Source organism: Bradyrhizobium sp. (genome assembly GCF_035935975.1).
In the GTDB taxonomy this organism is placed as follows: domain Bacteria; phylum Pseudomonadota; class Alphaproteobacteria; order Rhizobiales; family Xanthobacteraceae; genus Bradyrhizobium.
On the sequence record NZ_DASYWN010000027.1, the window covers coordinates 52,872 to 74,248 of the forward strand.

Annotated in this window: 19 protein-coding genes; 8 read left to right on the forward strand and 11 right to left on the reverse strand. The window is 66.6% G+C overall.

The window, feature by feature from the left end:
- Positions 1-75 precede the first annotated feature (75 nt).
- Positions 76-870: a hypothetical protein gene (locus VGR99_RS14960; RefSeq protein WP_326899235.1), complete on the reverse strand. Its 795-nt coding sequence runs from the start codon at positions 868-870 to the stop codon at positions 76-78.
- A gap of 227 nt (positions 871-1,097) precedes the next feature.
- Here VGR99_RS14960 and VGR99_RS14965 point away from each other — a divergent pair, with 227 nt between their 5' ends.
- Complete coding sequence (locus VGR99_RS14965) at positions 1,098-1,391, forward strand: antibiotic biosynthesis monooxygenase (RefSeq protein WP_283081352.1); 294 nt, start codon at positions 1,098-1,100, stop codon at positions 1,389-1,391.
- A gap of 160 nt (positions 1,392-1,551) precedes the next feature.
- Here VGR99_RS14965 and VGR99_RS14970 read toward each other — a convergent pair whose 3' ends face one another.
- A complete protein-coding gene (locus VGR99_RS14970) occupies positions 1,552-2,997 on the reverse strand; it encodes a helix-turn-helix domain-containing protein (protein WP_326899237.1) in 1,446 nt (481 codons plus the stop codon).
- A gap of 230 nt (positions 2,998-3,227) precedes the next feature.
- On the opposite strand from VGR99_RS14970, the gene VGR99_RS14975 reads away from it, so the two are divergent.
- From VGR99_RS14975 to VGR99_RS14985, 3 genes are all read left to right on the forward strand, one after another.
- Positions 3,228-4,862: an isocitrate lyase gene (locus VGR99_RS14975; protein WP_326899238.1), complete on the forward strand. Its 1,635-nt coding sequence runs from the start codon at positions 3,228-3,230 to the stop codon at positions 4,860-4,862.
- A gap of 29 nt (positions 4,863-4,891) precedes the next feature.
- Entirely contained in the window at positions 4,892-5,101 is a 210-nt protein-coding gene (locus tag VGR99_RS14980; RefSeq protein WP_326899240.1) for a DUF4170 domain-containing protein, read from the forward strand.
- 195 nt (positions 5,102-5,296) lie between these two features.
- Entirely contained in the window at positions 5,297-5,851 is a 555-nt protein-coding gene (locus VGR99_RS14985) for a hypothetical protein (protein WP_326899241.1), read from the forward strand.
- 282 nt (positions 5,852-6,133) lie between these two features.
- On the opposite strand, the gene VGR99_RS14990 is transcribed toward VGR99_RS14985, so the two are convergent.
- A complete protein-coding gene (locus VGR99_RS14990) occupies positions 6,134-7,015 on the reverse strand; it encodes a metallophosphoesterase (RefSeq protein WP_326899242.1) in 882 nt (293 codons plus the stop codon).
- Between the two features lie 128 nt (positions 7,016-7,143).
- On the opposite strand from VGR99_RS14990, the gene VGR99_RS14995 reads away from it, so the two are divergent.
- Positions 7,144-7,635, forward strand: a complete 492-nt coding sequence (locus tag VGR99_RS14995) for an NUDIX domain-containing protein (RefSeq protein ID WP_326899243.1) — start codon at positions 7,144-7,146, stop codon at positions 7,633-7,635.
- 3 nt (positions 7,636-7,638) lie between these two features.
- Here the strand turns inward: VGR99_RS14995 and VGR99_RS15000 are convergent, their stop codons facing one another.
- Together VGR99_RS15000 and VGR99_RS15005 are read right to left on the reverse strand one after the other, a co-directional pair.
- On the reverse strand, positions 7,639-8,016 hold the full coding sequence (locus VGR99_RS15000; RefSeq protein WP_326899245.1) for a DUF2304 domain-containing protein: 378 nt from the start codon (positions 8,014-8,016) through the stop codon (positions 7,639-7,641).
- A 52-nt stretch (positions 8,017-8,068) separates the two neighbouring features.
- Positions 8,069-8,824 carry a glycosyltransferase family 2 protein gene (locus tag VGR99_RS15005; RefSeq protein WP_326899246.1) on the reverse strand — a complete coding sequence of 252 codons (756 nt, stop codon included), beginning with the start codon at positions 8,822-8,824 and terminating at the stop codon, positions 8,069-8,071.
- Between the two features lie 106 nt (positions 8,825-8,930).
- On the opposite strand from VGR99_RS15005, the gene VGR99_RS15010 reads away from it, so the two are divergent.
- The 3 genes from VGR99_RS15010 to VGR99_RS15020 all read left to right on the forward strand — a co-directional run bounded on the left by VGR99_RS15010 (position 8,931) and on the right by VGR99_RS15020 (position 11,271).
- A complete protein-coding gene (locus VGR99_RS15010) occupies positions 8,931-10,097 on the forward strand; it encodes a hypothetical protein (RefSeq protein WP_326899248.1) in 1,167 nt (388 codons plus the stop codon).
- 53 nt (positions 10,098-10,150) lie between these two features.
- Positions 10,151-10,669 carry an N-acetyltransferase gene (locus VGR99_RS15015; RefSeq protein ID WP_326899249.1) on the forward strand — a complete coding sequence of 173 codons (519 nt, stop codon included), beginning with the start codon at positions 10,151-10,153 and terminating at the stop codon, positions 10,667-10,669.
- A 122-nt stretch (positions 10,670-10,791) separates the two neighbouring features.
- Positions 10,792-11,271 carry a GNAT family N-acetyltransferase gene (locus VGR99_RS15020; protein ID WP_326899250.1) on the forward strand — a complete coding sequence of 160 codons (480 nt, stop codon included), beginning with the start codon at positions 10,792-10,794 and terminating at the stop codon, positions 11,269-11,271.
- A gap of 181 nt (positions 11,272-11,452) precedes the next feature.
- Here VGR99_RS15020 and VGR99_RS15025 read toward each other — a convergent pair whose 3' ends face one another.
- From VGR99_RS15025 to VGR99_RS15050, 6 genes are all read right to left on the reverse strand, one after another.
- Positions 11,453-13,867, reverse strand: a complete 2,415-nt coding sequence (locus VGR99_RS15025; protein WP_326899251.1) for a TonB-dependent receptor — start codon at positions 13,865-13,867, stop codon at positions 11,453-11,455.
- 129 nt (positions 13,868-13,996) lie between these two features.
- Positions 13,997-14,368 carry a DUF2946 domain-containing protein gene (locus VGR99_RS15030; RefSeq protein ID WP_326899252.1) on the reverse strand — a complete coding sequence of 124 codons (372 nt, stop codon included), beginning with the start codon at positions 14,366-14,368 and terminating at the stop codon, positions 13,997-13,999.
- 140 nt (positions 14,369-14,508) lie between these two features.
- Entirely contained in the window at positions 14,509-16,572 is a 2,064-nt protein-coding gene (locus tag VGR99_RS15035; RefSeq protein ID WP_326899253.1) for a hypothetical protein, read from the reverse strand.
- A gap of 7 nt (positions 16,573-16,579) precedes the next feature.
- Entirely contained in the window at positions 16,580-19,393 is a 2,814-nt protein-coding gene (locus VGR99_RS15040) for a DUF4159 domain-containing protein (protein ID WP_326899254.1), read from the reverse strand.
- Entirely contained in the window at positions 19,390-20,334 is a 945-nt protein-coding gene (locus VGR99_RS15045) for a DUF58 domain-containing protein (RefSeq protein ID WP_326899255.1), read from the reverse strand. Before VGR99_RS15045 ends, VGR99_RS15040 begins: the two co-directional genes overlap by 4 nt.
- A complete protein-coding gene (locus tag VGR99_RS15050; protein ID WP_326899256.1) occupies positions 20,334-21,332 on the reverse strand; it encodes a MoxR family ATPase in 999 nt (332 codons plus the stop codon). The genes VGR99_RS15045 and VGR99_RS15050 overlap by 1 nt, the downstream gene beginning before the upstream one ends.
- Positions 21,333-21,377: the final 45 nt, after the last annotated feature.

The following is a 21,377-nucleotide window of genomic DNA, read 5'->3' on the forward strand; positions in this document are numbered from 1 at the left end:
CCGCCCGTCATCCGCAGCTTCCCAAAACAAAAAAGCCGCGCTTTTCGCGCGGCTTTTGGCGGCTTGCTGCCCGCCTTATTTCAGCGAGGCGACCGGGCCGCTCGATGCGGCTGGATCGGGGTCGAAGCCGAACACGCCGACCAGATATTTGTAATAGTCCGGCATCTTCTCCTTGAGCGCCTCGCGCGACTTGGGATCGTGGACTTCGCTCTTGCCGGCCAGGAAGACGCTGGCGGTCACGGCGAAGAACTCCATCGGGTTCTTCAGCGCGTAGGCTTCCTTGGGCAGCAGGTCCTTGGACTTGGCATAGGCGTAATAGCCGATCACGCCCTTGTTGGCGTAGCCGTCCGGCAAGAGCCGCGCATGATAGGCGTGCAGCAGCTCATGCAGCAGCACGGCTTCCTTCTCGTAGCGCATGTCCGGGCGCAGCATGATCACGCCGAGCCCGGAATCGACCGCGAGGTCGACCGCGTTCGGATTGGTCCAGCGCTGCTTGCCGGGGTCCCAGACCGTCAGCGTGCGGGGCGCGGTGCGCTGGATGTCGGGCGTGACGCGGCCGTAGCACGCGGTCGCGGCGCCTTCGTCGAGGCAGGCCAGCTCGCTCGCGACGATCGGAACGGTGTGGAAGAAGCGCAGCACGCGCGGCGACAGGCCGACGCCTTCGACGACGTCGATCTGCTGCTTCAGATTCTCCTTGAGCTTGTCGACGTCCTTGCGGTCGGAATTCTCCGTGAGGTCGAACATGTAGCCGCGATAGCTCTGGAAGCCCGGCGGCAGCGGCTGGCTGGCGGCCTCCGGCGAGCCGGCATTGGACGGACTGGCGAAAAGCGCGCCGACGATGGTCGCGGTCAGCAGCAACGCAATGCGCATGATGAACCCCCTGATGTCACTTCACGCCGCAGGATAGGCTGCCGTTGTTTGCGAAAAGTGAGTGGGGCGAGACTAGGGCAGCGATGTTGAGGCGTGCTTAACCGTTGGTTGCAGAACGCGCGGGCGGATTAGGGGCGGGTTAACCAAGCATGGATCGGCGGCGCGCTTCGGCGTAACATCACCTCGGGCCACCAGGCCCCACATCATAAGCCGGAAGGGAGGATGCCATGTATGCCGCCATCCGTCAGGCCAAGGCCAAGAGCGGGAGCGCCGAAGAGCTGGCGCGTCGCATCAAGGACGGCGCCGTTCCGATCATCAGCGACGTCGACGGTTTCCGCGCCTATTACGTCGTCTATGCCGGCGACGACACCGTCACCGCGATCTCGATCTTCGACAAGTTCGAGCAGGCCGAGGAAGCGAACAAGCGCGCCATCGCCTGGATCGAGAAGGATCTGGCCCCACTGCTCGCGGGGCATGCCAGCGCGGCGGCCGGGCCGGTGATCGTGCATACGCTGGCGTAGGCCCACACTCTCCGCTGTCATCGCCCGGCTCGACCGGGCGATCCAGTACTCCGTGACAGTGATGATGGAGCCGATGGGCTGCGGCGTACTGGATTCCCCGCCTTCGCGGGGAATGACAGTTGTGTGCGGAGCGCGTGCCTTTCGCAAAACGCGCCCCCCCTCACAACTCCCGCGCATTCGAGAACGCGAACGAGCTCACTCTTCGCGTCGTCTCGTCCAAAATCAGCGTGCGCGTGATCGGCGGCTCGGCGCGCTGGGCGCAGTTCTCGCGCTCGCAGAGGCGGCAGTTGACGCCGATCGGCGTGCCCTCGGTCTTCTCCAGATCCATGCCGGCGGCGTAAGTCAGGCGGGCGGCGTGGCGGATCTCGCAGCCGAGGCCGATGGCGAAGCGCGGCTGCGGCAGCGGGTGCGGCGCGACGGGCCGGCGCACCATCTGCGCGATCGAGAAATAGCGCGTGCCGTCGGAGAGCTCGATCACCTGCTTGAGCAGGCGGTCCGGCGTGTCGAAAGTCGAGTGCACGTTCCAGAGCGGGCAGGTGCCGCCGAACTTCGAGAACGGGAACGTGCCGGAGGAGAAGCGCTTGGAGACGTTGCCGGCATTGTCGACGCGCAGCAGGAAGAACGGAATGCCGCGCGCGTTCGGCCGTTGCAGCGTGGTGAGGCGGTGGCAGACCTGCTCGAAGCCGGAATTGAAACGCTGCGCCAGCACGTGGATGTCGTAGCTGAGCGCTTCCGCGGCGGCGAGGAACGCCGGGTAGGGCATCATCACGGCGGCTGCGAAATAATTGCCGAGCGTGATGCGAAACAGCCGGCGCGGTGCATCGTCGAGCGGGCCGGCGCGGCCGATGATGGTCTCCAGGGCTTGCGCGCATTCACCAAGCCCGAGCTGGAAAGCGAGCTGGAACGCGCGGCCGGGCGGATCGACCAGTTCCGAAATCAGGAGCTGGCGGCGATGGCGGTCGAAGCGCCGCAGCGTCTCGCGCATCACGTCCACCGGCATGATGCGGGTCTGGATCGAGTGCTTTTCGCGCAGGCGCGCGGCCAGTGCCGCATAGAGCTCTTCGGCCGGCACGTTGAGCTCGTCGCGCAGAGTCTCCGCGGCCTGCTCGAGCTCCGGAAAATAATTGCGGTTGGCCTCGATCAGCTCGCGCACGCGCTCGACCGGATTGGCCTCATAGCGCGTGCCGACGTCGCGGTCGGCCATTTGCGCGGCCGCCAGCGTCTCGCCCTGGCGCGCCTCGGTATAGGCCGCATAGAGCCGCTGCAGCGCATGAGTGACGCCGGGGCAGAGCTCGGCGAGGTCGCGCAGTTCCTGCTTGGGAACGTCGATCTGGCGGAACAGGGGATCGGAGAAGATCTCGTTCAGCTCGGCAAAGAAGCGGTCCTCGTCGGCGGTGGCGAGGTCGCGCAGATCGAGGTCGTAGGTCTCCGCCAGCCGCAGCAGGATCTGCGCCGTCACCGGACGCTGGTTCCGCTCGATCAGATTGACGTAGCTCGGCGAGATCCCGAGCCCCTCGGCGATCTGGGTCTGCGACAGCCCCAATTGCTGCCGGATCCTCCGGAAGCGCGGGCCGACGAACAGTTTCTTCCCGGATTCGGCGGGCATTTTCAGGTCTCCAGCAGCATCAAGGTCAGCTTTTCTGACCTATATTTTTACAAAATTTACAAAATAACATCTATTACATGTTCTGATGTTACATGACATCACCATTCAAATACAAGGCCTCTATACGAACTTCCCTTTCTCGCGTTTAGCTCAGGACACGCATTTCGCAATGCACTGTCAAAAATGTCGATGGCAAGCCATCGCCATCGTCAGCGAGAAGGATCAGGCACATGAACTACCAGCCCCGTGGCATCAACACCCTTCAGGGTCCGTCCTCGTACCAGAGCGAGATCGAGGCAGCGCAGGCGCTCCTCAAGACCCAGCCGACCTGGAACGGGGTGTCGGCCGAGGCCGTCGCGCGCATGCGCCTGCAGAACCGCTTCAAGACCGGCCTCGACGTCGCCCGCTACACCGCGGCGCTGATGCGGGCCGACATGGCCGCCTATGACAACGATCCGACCAAGTACACCCAGTCGCTGGGCTGCTGGCACGGCTTCATCGCTCAGCAGAAGCTGATCTCGGTCAAGAAGCACTTCGGCGGCAAGACCGATCGCACCTATCTCTACCTCTCCGGCTGGATGATCGCCGCGCTGCGCTCCGAGTTCGGCCCGCTGCCCGACCAGTCGATGCACGAGAAGACCTCGGTGCCGGCCCTGATCGAGGAGCTCTACACCTTCCTGCGTCAGGCCGACTCGCGCGAGCTGAACGACATCTTCCGCCTGCTCGACAAGGCGCGGAAGGAAGGCGACAAGACCCGCGAGAAGGAGCTGATCGAGAAGATCGACAACTTCCAGACCCATGTCGTCCCCGTCATCGCCGACATCGACGCGGGCTTCGGCAACGCCGAGGCGACCTATCTGCTCGCCAAGAAGATGATCGAGGCGGGCGCCTGCGCGCTGCAGATCGAGAACCAGGTCTCGGACGAGAAGCAGTGCGGCCACCAGGACGGCAAGGTCACCGTGCCGCACGAGGTGTTCATCGCGAAGATCCGCGCCTGCCGCCACGCCTTCCTCGAGCTCGGCGTCGAAGACGGCGTCATCGTGACCCGCACCGACTCGCTCGGCGCCGGCCTCACGCAGCAGATCGCCGTCAGCCACAAGCCGGGCGACATCGGCGACCAGTACAACAGCTTCCTCGACTGCGAGGAAGTCACCGCGGAGAACGCCCGCAACGGTGACGTCATCATCAACCGCAACGGCAAGATGATGCGTCCGAAGCGGCTGCCCTCGAACCTCTACCAGTTCCGTCCCGGCACGGGCGAGGACCGCTGCGTGCTCGACAGCATCACCTCGCTGCAGAACGGCGCCGACCTGCTCTGGATCGAGACCGAGAAGCCGCATATCGAGCAGATCGCCAAGATGGTCGACCGGATCCGCAAGGTGGTTCCGAACGCGAAGCTGGCCTACAACAACTCGCCGTCGTTCAACTGGACCATCAACTTCCGTTGGCAGGTCTACGACGCGATGAAGGAAGCCGGCAAGGATGTCAGCAAGTACAACCGCGCCGAGCTGATGAAGCCGGAATACGACGATACGCCGCTGGCGATCGAAGCCGACGAGCGCATCCGGACCTTCCAGGCGGATTCGGCCAAGCGCGCCGGCATCTTCCACCACCTGATCACGCTGCCGACCTATCACACGGCCGCGCTGTCCACCGACAACCTCGCCAGGGAATATTTCGGCGAGCAGGGCATGCTCGGCTACGTCAAGAACGTGCAGCGCCAGGAGATCCGTCAGGGCATCGCCTGCGCCAAGCATCAGAACATGGCCGGCTCCGACATCGGCGACGACCACAAGGAATACTTCGCGGGTGAAGCTGCCCTCAAGGCGGGCGGCGCCCACAACACGATGAACCAGTTCGGCTAACGCACACGCGCTTCGAGAGGAGACTGACAATGACCAAAGGCAGCAATTTCTGGGTGATCGGCGGCGAGTTCGGCTCGATGAACTTCCACAAGCTCGTGGAAGGCTCCGCTCAGGTCAAAGGCCCCTTCAAGTCCCGCAAGGAAGCCGAGGACTGCTGGAAGGAAGTGTCGGAAGAGAGCCGCCACAAGGCCGGCGTCCGCTTCTCGATCGTGGAAGAGCCGTCGCGCGTCTCGGCCTAAGGGCCCGGCCGCCCACCTGAATCAAGAAGACGTCCAAGGACGGAGGGTCCCATCCAGGCGCTGCCTGGGTGGGATCGTCTGTTTTTGGCACAGATGACGCCCCTGTGGGCGCTGTAAGTATCTGGAATTGTAGGCCCTTTGCGGACGTGGTGGTTGCTGATAGGTTAACGTCAGCAATTCAGGATGAGGCCGACAATGTCAGAGCCCGAGACCAGCGGGACCCATCCCAGCCAGCCGCGCCCGGTACGGCTGCGCGATGCGCTGTTGCGCGCCCGAATCGAGGCCGCCGACCGGACCGGTGTGGTCGTCGATTTGCGCGATGCCGAGGTGGCGCGGCTGGAGATCCTCAACGACGCGCTCGATCCGCTGTTCGCCCAGGTGCCGGACCAGATCGACCTGTTCGACCGCGGCATCAGCCAGGGCGATACGCCCAGACTCTGGATCGACGTCGTCGCCCACATCATGATGGGGCGCGACAAGCGGCAGTACCGCTTCGTCCAGGACACCCGCTTCGGCCGCATCGTGTTCGCCGAATCGCACGACACCGCCGTGATCGTCGAGGCCGTCACCGACTACGTCGCCCGCCGCATCGTCGAGCGCGAGCGCGCGATGGTGGTCCCGCCCGAGCCGCAAGCCCCGGCCGCCGCGCCGCCGCGCCGCTCGCGCGTCTGGCCGTTCGTGTTCGGATTCGTGCTCGGTGCTGGCGCGTTGTTTGGACTTGCGGCGGTCGCGGTCTTGCGGAGCTGGTGAGGCGTCGCGTCCCGGAAGGTCTCGTAGCCCGGATGGAGCCAACGGGTCGGCGCGAAGCGCCGCCCGATGACAGGCTCCACGCAATCCGGGAAACCGGCCACTGCAGATGTGCTGTCCCGGATTACGCTGCGCTCCATCCGGGCTACGGGCTATCTCGTCATTGCGAGGAGCGAAGCGACGAAGCAATCCGACTGTCTCCGAAGAGGCACTCTGGATTACTTCGCGGAGCCTGTCATCGGGCCGCGCGCTGCGCGGACCCGGTGGCTCGCAATGACGGTGGAATCAAATCAACCTCACATGCTTGATCTGCTGGATCTGAAACCCGGCTCCAAGCCCGCGCACCGTCTGCTCGCAGCGCCAGCCGGCATTGTCCTTCTCGATTCTGAACAGATTATACGCCGCCGCCGGATAGTGCCCGTGCGCGAGCGCGGAGGCCGACGGCACGCCGATCGCGGGAATGTTGCCGTTGGGGCCCTCGAACCACATCGTCGAATGAATGTGGTCGTGCCCGTGCAGGATCAGCTCGACACCGTGGCGCTTGAGCAGCGCCAGCAGGTCGGCGGAATCAGTCAGCCGCTTCTGGCGTGCTTTGGACTTCAGCGGATGATGCACCAGCAGCACGCGGAAGACGTCTTCGGCGGCGAGCCGGTCGAGGACCTGTTCGAGCGCTGCGAGCTGATCGGGCCCGAGCGTGCCGGTTGCCATCAGCGGCGGGGTCGGCACCGCTGTGGACAGGCTGATCAGCGCGAGCGGCCCGCGCCGTCGCACGACGGGAAAGCCGATGCGGCCGTCGTCGCCCGTGAGGTAGGGCGCAAAGGTCTCGCCGAAGCGGTGGAAGGTGGCGCGGACATAGGCGTCGTGATTGCCGGGAATCGTGGTGACGCGGTCGGGCGGGCCGACGCCGTCGAGCCAGGCGCGCGCCGGCGCGAACTCCGCCTCCAGCGCAAGGTTGACGAGATCGCCTGTCACCGCGATGTGGTCCGGCGTCTGCGCCTTCACATCGGTGACGAGGGCATCGAGCACCTCGCGGCGCTGGTATTTGTGGCGGTTGCGCGTCCAGTTGACGTAGCCGAGCGCGCGCTTGCCGGCGAGCTCGATCAGCCGCGGCTTCGGCAGAGGCGGCAGATGCGGATCGGACAGATGGGCGAGCGTGAAGGGGGCCATGACGCGCGATTGCCTCGCTATTGCTGCGCTGTAATGGCAAGGTCGCGCGGACTGCGCAAGCCAAGCCTCAAGCAGAGCCTCGAGCAGAGCCTCGCGCAAAGCCTGAAGAGGGGACTTGAGAGAGCCTGATGGGGAATCGTCTGAACCGGGTGCGACAGAAATTCGAGCCGCTGCTGCGGCGGATCTTCCACGCCTGGTTCCTGCTGGTGCGCGGAATGACCCTCGGCGTTCGCGCCGTGGTGCTCGATGCCGAGAACAGGGTGTTCCTGGTCAGGCACAGTTACGTCGCCGGCTGGTATCTGCCCGGCGGCGGCGTCGATCTCGGCGAGAGCATGGAGCAGGCAATGCGGCGCGAGCTCAAGGAGGAGGGCGATATCGACCTCACCGGCGAGGCCGTGCTGCACGGCATCTTCCTCAACAGCCACGTCTCCCGCCGCGACCATGTCGCGGTCTACGTCGTCAGGCAGTTCAAGCAGGAGCGCGTCCCTGAGCCCAACCACGAGATCGTCGAATGCGGCTTCTTCGCGATCACGGCGCTGCCCGAGGGGACCACGCAAGGAACGCGGCTGCGGCTCGCCGAGGTGCTGGACGGCAAGCCGCTGACCGCGACGTGGCGGTAAGGGTCAGCCGCCGGACCCGTTGCTCTCTTTGGCCTGCAGCTCCAGCGCCAGCAGGCTCTGCTCCTGGATCAGCGCGCAGTTCTGCCGCTCCAGCTTGTGCAGCCGCGCCGTCATGTTGTGCATGAACGCGAACACCACCAGGAACAGCGCGCCGAACATCACGACGAACGGAAACACCACGCCGGTCAGATGGCTGACGAGATAGCCCAGCCGCGGAAACAGCGTGAAGCCCGCCGGGATGATCGCCACCATGGACAGCATCAGGAAGTCGTAGAGATCGAACTTCCCCTGCAGCGTCTTCTTCAGCAGCACCAGCATGTAGATCAGTGCGAAGGCGGAGATGACGACGATCGTCTCTGCGCTTGGAAGGACGTTTGTCATGGCGCCTCCTCTCTGTGTTCAATGGATGACAGGATCGAAAATCGGCGCAGCGTCATGACGACCTCAGACGCGCGAGCAGGATGTAGCCGAGCACGCGGACCATGTAGCTCGCCGACTTCAGTCCGTCGATCGAGCTGACGCCGGTCTCGCGCGGGCGCATCTCGACCGGGACCTCGCTCACGGTGAGGCCTGCGCGCATCGCCCAGGCCAGCGAGATCGGCTCGGGAAAATCCGTCGGATAGGCCTTGGCGAAGAAGGCGATGGCGGAGCGGTCGAGCAGCCGCATGCCGCTGGTCGGATCGGTGATGCGGCCGCCGCCGCGAAAGAGACTGTTGAGCGCGAGCGCGATGAGCCTGATGCCGGCGCGTCGCAGCCGCGTCGAGCCGAACCCGGAATTGTCGATGAAGCGGCTGCCGATGGTGATGTTGCTCGGCTGCTTGCGATAGGCGTTCAGCAGCGTTGCGATGGCGCGCGGATCATGCTGGCCGTCGCCGTCGATCTGGATGCAGAAATCGAAGTCCTGGCGCGCTGCGTATTTGATGCCGGTCTGCACCGCGCCGCCGATGCCGAGATTCTGTGCAAGGCGCGCGACGGGCGATCGGCGGCTCGCCACCGCAGCCGTCGCATCCGACGAGCCGTCGTCGACGACCAGCGTGTGGTAATGGCAGCCCGTCGCCGCGATCTCGTCCAGGAGACCGCCGATCGAGGCCTCCTCGTTGAGACAGGGAATGACGAGCAGAATCCGCGGCGCGCCTGCGTGCTGTGCAGAACTGCAATTATCGGTCGAACCCAATTCCCGATTGGTCACGGCCGCTCCGCCCCCGAAAGCCCAGCCTTGCTATACTTGCCGCTGCTTTTCCTGTACAGGCGGCAGAGCCCATTTCAAGCTGGGGCGACTCGCCCTGCAGGCGTCCATGAAAGCTGTTAAAGTATTTTTTTCGCTTTTGATTCTGGCGATCCTGGCCAACAACGTCCGCCTCATCTCGCAGTGGAGCGAGAGCCGGGGCGTCTATGACGACATCTGTTATCTGCGGCAGGCGCATCTGTTCCAGCGCTTCGGCTGGCACGGTCTCGATACCAGCCTCGCCAGGGAAACCGACGGCTATCTCGCCGGCAAGCTGCGCAGCATCGCTTTTGCCGAATGGAACGAGCCGACCAAGGCGCCCTGCCATACCGAGACCGCGGACGGCAGCAAACGGGTGATGACGCCGCCGCCGGGCACCGGCTTCGTGCTGGCGCTGTTCCCCGAAGGCTTTCAGGTCGTTCCGCTCTATGTGCTGGCCAATCTGATCATCGCCGGCTTTGCGCTGTACGGCCTGTGGCGGGCGCGAGAATCCGCATCGCTGGCGCTCGCTGCAGTGTTCGGTGCGGCCTCGATCTACTTCATGATCAATCCGGCCAAGGCGAGCTATTCGATGGCACCGACGATGGTCGTCTGCGCGCTGGTGGGTCTGTGCACGGCGCGATTGTTCGTCGGCGATGATCGCCGACGCCTGCTGATGATCGCGGCCGTCGGCGTTCTGCTCGGCCTGTCCGCGAGCTTCCGAATCGCCAATGTCGTTCTTGCGGCCGGCTATTTCCTTTTCTTCGGAGTGTCTTTCCTGGTCGGGCGCAACCGCGAGACCTTCGCGGCAGGCCTGACGCTCGGCCTTGCGTTCCTCGTGGGCATGCTGCCGGTGTTTGCGGCGAATCTCGTCAATTCAGGCAATCCGCTGGTCTCGGCCTATGGCGGCCAGGACACGGCCCCACCGAGTCTGGATCCCGCCGTCCTGCGCGCCTATCTCAGCGACCCCCAGTTCCCGTTGATCGTGGTCGCCTGTATCTGGACTCCGTTGCTGTGGCGTATCGCGAATCATGCCGGCGTCAGGCAGCTCACTCTGCTGGTCGGTGGCAATCTGGCGCTGAATCTGGCGTTCTTCGCCACGCATCCGGTGTTCACGCAGTATTACATCATCCCCGTCCTGATGCTGTCGTTCTGGACCATGCTGTTCGCCGCCGTTTTCACGCGCGGCCCGGCCAAGGAGGTTCATGTGGCCGATGGACCGCGGGCCCCCGAGATGATATCCCGCATCCCGAATTGACGCGTTTTCCTGACGCGAACCCGGGTCCATTTCGCTCGAAGACGCATGCCTCCATGACCGATCTCTCGCTCACCATCCTTCCCGAAGCCGTCGGCGACGCCCAGGCGATCGAACGGCTGCACGAACGTACCTTCGGCCCCGGCCGTTTCGTGCTCAGCGCCTACCGGATCCGCGAGCATGTCGACCATCTGCTCGACGTCTCCTTTACCGCGCGCATCGGCACGCTGCTGGTCGGCTCGGTCAGGCAATTGCCGATCCTGATCGGCGACACCAAGGCGCTGATGCTCGGCCCGCTCACCGTCGAGCCGCCGTTCCGCAGCCGCGGCATCGGCCGTGTCCTGATGGAGCGGGCGCTGAAGGACGCGAAGGAGAGGGGGCACCGCCTCGTGCTGCTGGTTGGCGACGAGCCCTATTACAGCCGCGTCGGCTTCAAGCAGGTGCCGAAGGGCCGCGTCATCATGCCGGGCCCGGTCGATGCCGCGCGCGTGCTGGTGTTCGAGCTCGTCGACGGCGCGTTCGAGGGCGTGTCGGGAGCGGTCGCCCCGGATTGGAGCATGGCACGCGCGGGGTAGTGCACGTCTTTCGTAACCCGGATGAGCGAAGCGATATCCGGGACGGTGCCTCTGTCGCGACAGGTTTCCCGGATGTCGCTTCGCTCATCCGGGCTACATCGTTTTCACACGGAGTTTCGACCATGCAGGTGCGGCCCGCGGACGCCGGTGAGATCGATCATCTCGCACAGGTATGGCACGATGCCTGGCATGGGTCGCACGCCGCGCTCGCGCCAGCCGAGCTGGTTCGCCTGCGCACGCTCGCAAGCTTTCGCGATCGTCTCGCGGTCATGCTGCCCAACATCAGCGTTGCCGGCCCGGCCGGCGCACCGCTCGGCTTCTGCGCCATCAGGGCTGACGAACTGTACCAGCTCTTCGTGTCGTCGCAGGCGCACGGTACGGGTGTTGCCACGGCGCTGATCGCCGACGCAGAGGCGCGCCTCGCCGCGCGCGGAGTCGAGCTGGCGTGGCTGGCCTGCGCCATCGGCAACGATCGCGCCGCGCGGTTCTACGAGAAGAGCGGCTGGCGCAACGCCGGCAGTTTCGTGATGATGTCGGAGACGTCGAACGGACCTTTCCCCGTCGACCAATGGCGCTTCGAGAAGCGGCTGACGCCTTCGTAGGTCTTGGAGCCCGTAGCCCGGATGGAGCCAACGGGTCGGCGCGAAGCGCCGCCCGATGACAGGCTCCACGCAATCCGGGAAACCTGTTGCCGCGGATGCACTGTCCCGGATTTCGCTGCGCTCCATCCGGGCTACGGCCCACCGCATATGTCGGGGCCCGCAGGCCCCGACAGGTTCAAGCCTAGAACTTGAAGTTCGCGAATGCTCGCACGCCGATGCCGGGCAACAGCACCTCGTCCTTGGTGTAGGACACGGAGTTGCGGATGTTCGCGTTGAGGAGATTGTTGCCGACGATGCCGGCCGTCATCTCGCGCGCGCCGAACTGACGCGGATCGAGCTTGGTGTTGTAGCTCACCTCGGCCTTCAGCAGATTGTAGCCCGCCGTCGGCGTCTCCGCGATCACGGCGACGTTGTTCTGCGCGAAGGCGTGCAGCAAATTGATGCGCATCAGCCAGTTGTCGTCGCGCCAGAACGCGCCGCCGCCCAATCGCACCGGCGGAATACGCGGCACGTTGGTGCCGTCGGTAAAGGTGGCGCGGACCACGTCGAACTGGTTCTCGATGCCCCAGATACCGCCCCGGAATGCGCCGATGTCGAGCTGCGACTGGAATTCGCCGCCGCGGAAGTTGGCGTTGGCCTGTGAATAGACCGCCTGGTTCAGCTCGGCGCCCGGAGTGCCGCAGGAGTCGAAATCCTCGTCGCACATCACGCCGGTGAGACGGCGATAGATGAAATTGTCGAAATGCGTGTAGTAGACGGTAGCCTCGAAGCGGAACGGGCCCGTCGCCTTGCGCACGCCGAGCTCGACCGATTTCGCGGTCTCGATCTTCAGGTTCGGATTGCCGATGTCGAAGGTCGCGGTCGCATCGTGTGCGCCGCGTGAAAACAGCTCGGCCGCCTTCGGCGCGCGCTCGACATATTGGGCGGTGATGCTGCCGACCATGCCGCCGGGCAGGTCCTGCAGCAAGCCGATGCTGCCGCTCTTCGGCGTGAACGACGGATTGCGCGCGATGGCCACCTGCGGCGTGCCGTCGGGGAGATAATCCGCCGGGAAGTTCGGCGTGGTGCCGTGCAACTCGACATGCTCGATGCGGCCGGCGATCTGCGCCCGCGTCGCCTCCGTGAACTTGAACTCGTTGAAGGCGTAGCCGGCAACGCGCGTGTTGTTGTTCGGGTCCCACAACCCGTTGAACAGTGAGCCGGGATTGTCGGGGCTCGGCGCGGTCAGCTCCTGATGGCCGACCTGGAAGCCCAGCGCCGTCGTCACCTCGGCGAAGCGCGCGTTGAACGGCATCAGCTGCACCTCGGTGCGGATCTCCTGCTCCTTGTTGGTGAAGGTCTGGCGGATGCCGTCGCTGTTGAGATCGGCGGGATCGGCAAGGCCGATCTCGTTGTGCCGGTAGTCGGTCGCGCCGGCCCAGAAGCGGACGGTGTCGATCGCGGTCGCGTCCGGATGGTACTCGCCCTTGACGTTGATCTTGGTCTGGTGGCCGTCGATCCGGGTCTGGTGGTCGGCGCCGTCGATGCCGGGGATGTGGTAGAGCGAGTCGTTCTGCGTGATCGACGCGCCGATATAGCCGCCCTGGAAGAAGTAGGAGCCGCCGATCGAGGCGCCGTCCGACCGGGCCGCCGAGTTCGGCTGGCGGCCGTTCACGGGACGCGACGGGTCGTTGAGATAGGGATAGCCCGGGATGTTGTAGTCCGAGCTCGTGCGGCCATAGGCGTCGGCGTGGAAGGCGAAATTGCCGCCGCCGGTGTCGAGCAGCACGCCGCTCTCGACACCGCGATCGACCGAGCTGAATGCGGTCCGCGTCTCGGCGGTGACGCAGGGCGAGGTCGTTGCGGTCGCGAGCGGCGCCTTGGTCGGCAGACCGTAGGTCTGGAACGACGGCGCGCAGGACGGCAGCGCGTCCGGAATGCGGTTGTTGGTGGCGCTGACGACGCCGCCGATCGAGGTCGAGCCGTAGCGCAGCGCGGCCGGGCCGCGCACCACCTCGACCTGGTTGGTCGCGAGCGTATCGATCGGGACGAAATGATCCTCGCCGAGGTCGGAGGCGCCGCCGGAATTGGTGCCGTTCTCGACGATGCCGACGCGGTTGACGTCGAGGCCCCGGATGATCGGCCGGCTGGAGGCGCCGGGCGCGAAGCTCGAGCCGGTGATGCCGGGCTTTGAGAACAGGAGGTCGCCGAGCTGGCCGCCGCCCTCGCGGCGAATTTCCTCGTTCGGCACCACGGTGACGGTGGCGAATTGATTGGTGACGATCGGCAGCACGCCCCGCTGGGGCGTAGCGGCTGCTGCTGCGGCTGCCGCCGCCGGTGCCGCTTCGGGCGCAGGTTGCTGGCTGCGCACGCGGGCGGTTCGCGTGGTGCGGACCGGACTGCGCGTCGGCACCACCGCCCGGCGCACGATCGGGCTCGGGGCCGTCACGGTGACGGACGGGATCTCGGTCGACGAGTTGTCCTGTGCCGTCTGTTGTGCGGGCTGCGGTGCAGGCGGTTTTGCAGATTCCTGGGCCAACGCGGACGTGGCGGCGGCGCCGAGCAGGAGCAGGCTCGCTCCGCCGAGACGCTGCACGCGTCGCAATTCAAATGACATGGTCCTGATTCCAGTCAGGCGCCGTCCGGAAGATTTTTGCTGATCGGAGGCGGCCTGCCGTCGCAGCGCGACGGAATTCGACTTCAACGGTTCCCGGGCGCGTGCCCAGGTGTGATCAAGCGTTGGAGGTCAGGACGCGGGTGGGGCGCGGGGCTGGAAGCCCGTGCTGGCCGAACTCAAGTGAGCGAATTCGGCATCGGTGGTGCGATAGAGCAGGTCGATCGCCTGCGGCAGCAACAGCAAAGGCGGCGTCGCGAACACGACGGTACCGGCCATCGCGACCACTGCGCAGATCGCGCAATTGTCGTCGCCCGGCTGCTCGCGGTCGGGACCCGCAGGCGATTGCTTCTCGACCGAGGCTGATTGCTGCAGCGAGGCTTGGGCGAGAGACGTCGCCTGGGCGAACCAATGGCTGTGGCCGAAGGTCAGCGCGAGCTGCACCAGCATCGCGAACAAAGCGAGCCGGGCGCCGTGCCTGATATTCGACCGGAACCACTTCATCTGGAAACGCCACCCCGCATCGCGAGGCGCCGACCGGGCGTCGCGATGTTATAATGTAACATCGCAGCATTGCTTAGCGAATGTCAATCGCGAGCGGACCGGCGCACGCAGGCAGCCGATCCGATGTGTCGTTCGGGCAACTAGCGCCCCTCGCGGACCCAGGTGGCGGCGAATGCGCCGAGCAGCAGCAACAGGCCGATCAGGCCGGCGAAGATCGGCAGCACGCCGACGCCCTTCACGACGCTGGCGTCGCGCATCCGCACGCCCATCCAGCCGTCGCCGGCGAAGATGCTGGCCGAGCGTACCGGCACGATGCGGGGCAGCTCGACGCTGGAGCCGCTGGCCACGCGCACGGCATTGCCGCCGGTCGCCTGCGTCAGCGGCTTCAGGGTTTCGGTGGTCGAGGTGACTTCCGAGAATTCCTTCGGATTGGTCGGGCCGACATTGATCAGCGCCTTCAGCGTGCCGTCGGTCGCCTGCCACAGGCCGAGCTCGCTCGCCGGCAGGCTGGCGCGCCACTCGCCGGGATCGCCGGGGCTCAGCGTCAGATCGTGCGACACGCCCGAGGGCGAGGTGACGCTGACCGGCTGGACGCTGTCCGCCATGGTCTGGCGCACCACGACGAGATCCTTGCCCTGTACCTGCAGGCGCAGCGCCTCCTCGTCGAGGTCGGGCTGCTTCATCAGCCAGTGCGACATCCGCCTGAGCAGATCGAGATGCGGGCCACCGCCTTCATAGCCGCGCGCCCACAGCCAGATGTGGTCGGAGAGCAGCAGCGCGACGCGCCCCTCGCCGAAGCGCGACAGGAACAGCAGCGGCTTGCCGTCGACGCCGGTCATGACCGGCGGGTTGACGGCATTGCGGGTGTCGACGGTGCGGAAGAAGCGGCTCCAGTGCGGCGGCTCGAACGCCGAGCCTTCCAGCCCGCGCGTGACGGGGTGGCGTTTGCCGATGTCGGACAGATGCGCATAGAACGGCTTCTCGGTCACGCCGACCGGCTCGGCCGGCAGCACCGAATCCAGCGGCGTGCGCCAGATGCTGGTGTTGGAGGCATAGTCGGGACCGGCCGAGACCAGCACCGCGCCGCCCGCGCGCACATAGCGCGCGATGTTGTCGAAATAGGCGATCGGCAGCACGCCCTGGCGGGCGTAGCGGTCGAAGATGATCAGCTGGAATTCGTTGATCTTCTGCTGGAACAGCTCGCGGGTCGGAAACGCGATCAGCGACAATTCGTTGATCGGCGTGCCGTCCTGCTTCTCCGGCGGACGCAGAATGGTGAAGTGCACGAGATCGACGCTGGCGTCGGACTTCAGCAGGTTACGCCAGGTGCGCTCGCCGGAATGCGGCTCGCCCGAGACCAAGAGCACGCGCAGCTTGTCGCGCACGCCGTCGATCGAGACGACGGCGCGGTTGTTCACGGGCGTCAGCTCGCGCTCGAGCGGGGAGGCCTCGATCTCGACGATGTTCGGACCGGCATGCTTGATGTCGACGTCGACGCTGGCGCTCTGGCCGCTCGACAGCTGGCGCTCGTTGATGACCTCGCCGTCGCGGCGGATCGTGACCTTGGCGCGCTCGCCGGAGACGCCCTGGTCGTCGAGGCGGTAGGTGATGGTCTGGGTCTGCCCGACGATGCCGAAGCGCGGCGCCGCGGTGATCGCGATGCGGCGGTCGCGCTCGTCCTTCTGTCCGGTGATCAGCGCGTGCACCGGCGCCTGGAAGCCGAGTGCGGCGGCGTTTGCGGGAATGTCATGGACGCGGCCGTCGGTGATCAGGAACGCGCCGGCGACGCGGTCGACCGGCACGTCCGCCAGCACCGATGCGAGCGCGCCGAACAGCTTGGTGCCGTCGGTCTCGCCGTCGGCCTGTCCGGCGTCGACGACGCGGACCTCGAGGCCCTTGATCTTCTTCAGGCTGTCGACCAGCGCTTCCTGCGCCTGGGCGGCCTCGCGATTGCGGTTGCCGAAATTCTGGCTCGGGCTCTTGTCGACGACGATGGCGGCGACCGAGGTGAGGGGATCGCGGTCCTCGCGGGTGAAGGAGGGGTTGGCGAGCGCCAGCAGGAACAGCGCCAGCGCCGCCACGCGCACGGCTGCGCCGCGCGCCCGCGACACCAGCAGCACGATCGCGATGACGATGATCGCGGCCAGCGCGAGCCACAGGACGATCGCGGGAACAAGCGGCGTGAACGCGATGCCGTAATTCATATTGATCCTATTGCCCCAACCGTTCGATCAGGGCCGGTGCGTGCACCTGGTCGGCCTTGTAGTTGCCGGTCAGCGTGTACATGACGATGTTGGCGCCGGCGCGGTAGGCGAATTCGCGCTGGCGGGCGTCGCCGCCGGCGACCGGCAGCATGTACTGACCGTCGGGGCGCACGGCCCAGGCGCCGGCAAGGTCGTTCGAGGTGATGATGATCGGCGAGACGCCGTCGCCGCCGCGGGCCGGCCGCTGCGCGCTGTCGTCGTCTTCCTCGCGCGGCAGGCTCTCGACCCAGGTCTGGCCGCTGTTGAAGCGCCCGGGGAAGTCGCGCAGCAGGTAGAAGGTCTTGGTCAGCACGTGCTCGCGCGGCACCGGCTCGAGCTCGGGCACGTCGAGCGAGGACAGGATCTGGCGAAGCGTCTGCATCCCCGGCGTCTGCGCGGCGCCGTTCTCGCCGGGCGGCGCCTCGATCGCGTCGCGGGTGTCGAACAGCACGGTGCCGCCCTGCTTCATATAGGCGTCGATCTTGTTGATGGCGTCCTGCGGCGGCTTGGGCGCGCCGGGCACGATCGGCCAGTAGATCAGCGGGAAGAAGGCGAGCTCGTCGCGCGAAGGATCGATGCCGACGGGATCGCCGGCCTCGAGCGCGGTGCGCTGCGCCAGGAACAGCGTCAGTCCTGATAGCCCGGCCTTGACGATGGAATCGACGTCGGCATTGCCGGTGACGACATAGGCGAGGCGGGTCTGCGACACCGCCTTCATCGCGAACTCGTCGGAGGCGTTGTCGGCATAGGACGGCGTCGGCGCGAGCGACACCAGGCCGGCCAGCATCAAGCCGAGCACGATCGCTGCGGTCGCGGCGCGCCGGCGCAGCAGCGCGGCGATGGCGCCGCCGAGCACCGCGACGATGATGGCGTCGACCAGGAACAGCGCCAGCGCCGTCGAGAGCAGCCAGCCGCGCAGATCGCGCGGCTCGGCATTGGTGTAGGTGGCGTGCCGGGCGCGCAGGCTCGCGGTGTTCAGGGCTGCGATGCGGTCGGCGGCGGCAAGCGTGTTCACGGCGAGAGGTCCTTCAGCCGGACCATAGAAGCCCGGCGGATGATCGGGTGTGGCGCGGTCGCGGTAATCCGCGGGCAGCGGCTTTGCGGTCGCCGGCGGCGGGCCGAACGCGCCGAAGCCGTCGAGGATGTGCAGCGGCGCGACCGTTTCGGTGGTGGCTTCGCCGGCAGGGCCTGCGCCGGGCTTGGCGGTATAGCCGGACATGTCGACGATCCGCCGCAGCATCTCGACGAAGGTGCCCGACATCGGCAGATCCGACCAGCGCATGTCGGCGCTGACATGGAACAGGCTGACGATGCCCTTGCCGCGATGCTCGCCGGTGACGAGCGGCGTGCCGTCTTCCAGCGAGGCCCAGCTCTTGGTGGCGAGCACGGCGTCGGGCTCGGCGAGGACCTGGCGGTTGATGGTGACGTCCTTGGGGACCGCGACGCCGGCAAACGGTCCGTCAGCGGTGAACGAAGCGAGGTGCTGCGGCTTTTCCCAGGTCAGGCTGCCGCCGAGCGTGCGGCCGCCCTTGCGCAGCTTGACCGGAACGAGATCGTCCTCGGCCTGCGCGAGGCGGGGACCTGCGAAGCGCACCAGCACGCCGCCCTGGTCGACCCAGGCATTGAGGCGATCGCGCAGCTCCGGCGCCACCGTGCCGACGTCGGCGAGGATGATCATCGGCAGCTTCTGGTCGAGGAACTGGGTGATGCCCTGCTGCGGCGAGCCGCGGTCGGCCAGCCGCACGTCGGCGAACGGCGCCAGCGCGCGCGTGAGATAGAAGGTCGGTGCCAGCAGCGGCTGGGCGGTCTCGCTGGTCGTGCCGGTGACGATGCCGATGGCGCGGCGGCGCCAGCGCTTGTCGAGCAGCTGCACCGCGCCGGCGGAGCGCTCGCCCGTGATCTCGAGCCGCGTGATGTCGTTGCGCAGCTCGACCGGCAGGTCGAACGAGGCCTCGGTCTCCTTGTCCTGCGGGCCGAACGAATAACGCGCTTCGGCGATCGGCGAGGCCTTCTGGTCCAGCGCGCGCACGCTGCCGACCGCGATGCCGCTGTCGGTGCGCAGCACCTTCACCGTCATCTTGGCGGCGGCGTTCTCGGCCGCGACCAGCGCCAGCGGCGAGGAGGTGCCGCCCTCGAACACGGTCAGGCTGCGATCGCCGATGGTCTTGCCGAGGGCCTGCACGAACTCGTCGCCGCGGCCGGTATCGACGCCGTCGGACAGCCAGGCGATCTCGCAATCGCCGGTGGCCTTGAGGAAACGGTCGACCGCGGCGAGGGTTTCGACGCGATCGATCGAATAGGGCTTCGGCGCGATCTGCCGCAGTGCGACGCGCGCGGCGCCCGCCGGCATCAGGGTGATGTCGCGGTTCGGCTCGGACAGCGGCACCAGCGCGATGGCGCGGCGGTCGTTGTCGGCATTGGCGATCAGTTCGTCCGCGGCCCTCAGCCTGACATCCCAGTTCGATGCGGCGCTCCAGCCGTCGTCGAGCATGATCATCAGCGGCGCCTTGCTGCCGGCGGCGCCGACTTGCGGATTCCAGATCGGGCCGGCGGCGGCGAAAATGACGAGCGCGGCGGCCAGGAGGCGCAGCGCCGTCAGCCACCACGGTGTCCGCGACGGGGTCTCCTCCCGTGGCGCGATGTCGAACAGCAGGCGCGTCGGTGGAAACTCGATCCGGCGCGGCCGCGGCGGCATCACGCGCAGCAGCCACCACAGCACCGGAAGGCTGACGAGGCCGATCAGGAGCAGCGGTTCGGTGAAGGCGAGCGGCAATCCCATCATGCGGCCGGCCCCGCCTTGATCGTGGTGGCGCGAGCGCCGGACTTGCTCACCTGCATGCCCGCATGCAGGTACAGCAGCAACTCGGCGGCGGAGCGGTCGGTCGCATGGGTCGTGAACAGCCAGTCGAGCTTGGAGGTCTCGGCACGGATCTGGTCACGGTGCAGCGCGAGCCGCGCGGTGTAATCCTGCGCCCAGCTCTCGGCGCGGCCGGCGGTGATCACGCCAAAGCCCTCGGGCTCGACGAACTCGATGCGGCCGGAATAGGGGAACGTCTCCTCGGCGGGATCGACGACCTGCACCAGCGTGCCATGCGCGCCGGAGCCGGAGAGCCCTGCGAGCGTCGTCCTGATCTCGGTGATCGGCGACCAGAAGTCCGACAGCACGATGATCTCGGCCAGCGCCGCGGGCACGAAGGACGGCGGCAGGCTCAGCCGGTCGGCATCGTCATGCAGCATCGCCTGTGCCATCTTGTCGATCACGCTGCGGCTCGTGGTCGGCGCCATCAGCCCGGGAATGCCGACGCGTTCACCGCCCGCGACCAGCAGCTCGGCCAGCGCGAAGGCGACGATCAGCGTGCGCTCCAGTTTGGACTCACGCGCGGTCTTCGAGGCGAACGCCATCGACGGCGAGCGGTCGGGCCAGATCCACACCGTGTGTGAGGCTTCCCATTCGAGCTCGCGGACATAGAGATGATCGTCGCGTGCGGAGCGGCGCCAGTCGACATTCTGCGCCGGCTCGCCCGAGACGAAGCGGCGGTATTGCCAGAAATTCTCGCCGGAGCCGGCGCGGCGCCGGCCGTGCAGGCCGTGAATGACGTTGGCGGCGATGCGGCGGGCCTCAAGCACCAGGCGCGGCAGCGAAGCGGCGAGCGTACGGCTTTCGCCATCGGCACGTCGGATCGCGATGATCTCCTTCGCTGTGTGCCCGGTCTCTGCAGCCATCAACCGATCCGTGTTTTCAATTGCTTGATCACGTCCGGAATCGTGCGCCCCTCGGCGCGCGCCTGGAACGTCAATGCCATGCGGTGCTTCAAAATGGGTTCAGCGAGATCGAGCACGTCGTCGATCGAGGGCGCAAGGCGTCCGTCGATCAGCGCGCGGGCGCGCACGGCGAGCATCAGCGATTGGCTGGCGCGCGGGCCGGGGCCCCAGGCGATGAACTTGCCGGCTTCTCCGCTCTCCTCGCCCGGACGGGCCGAGCGCACCAGCGACAGGATCGCCTCCACCACGGAATCGCCGACCGGCAGGCGGCGCACCAGCCGCTGCGCGGTGATCAGCGCATCCGCGCTCATCGAGCCCTTCGCCAGCGTCTCTTCGGCGCCGGTGGTCTCGAACAGGATGCGGCGCTCGGCGTCGCGATCGGGATAATCGACGTCGATTTCCATCAGGAAGCGGTCGAGCTGGGCTTCGGGCAGCGGATAGGTGCCTTCCTGCTCCAGCGGATTTTGCGTGGCGAGCACGTGGAACGGTTTCGGCAGGTCGTGACGTGCGCCGGCGACCGTGATGTGCTGCTCCTGCATCGCCTGCAGCAGCGCCGACTGCGTGCGCGGGCTGGCGCGGTTGATCTCGTCGGCCATCAGCAGCTGCGCGAACACCGGGCCTGCGATGAAGCGGAAGGCGCGCCTGCCTGCGGTGCTCTCGTCCAGCACTTCAGCGCCGAGAATGTCGGACGGCATCAAATCGGGCGTGAACTGGATGCGCTTGGCATCGAGACCGAGCGTGACGCCGAGCGTCTCGACCAGCTTGGTCTTGGCCAGACCAGGCACACCGATCAGCAGAGCGTGGCCGCCGGAGAGGATCGTGACCAGCGTGTTCTCGATCACGCGGTCCTGGCCGAAGATGACGGATCCGATCGCGTCTTTCGCCGCGCGAATCTGGGCCGACACCTGCTCGGCCGAACGGACGATCCCGTCTTCGAGTTTCTCGACACTCTCCGCCATCCGTTCGCTCCTTCAGCCTGCCACGCGGCTCGCTCGCGTCGTCAC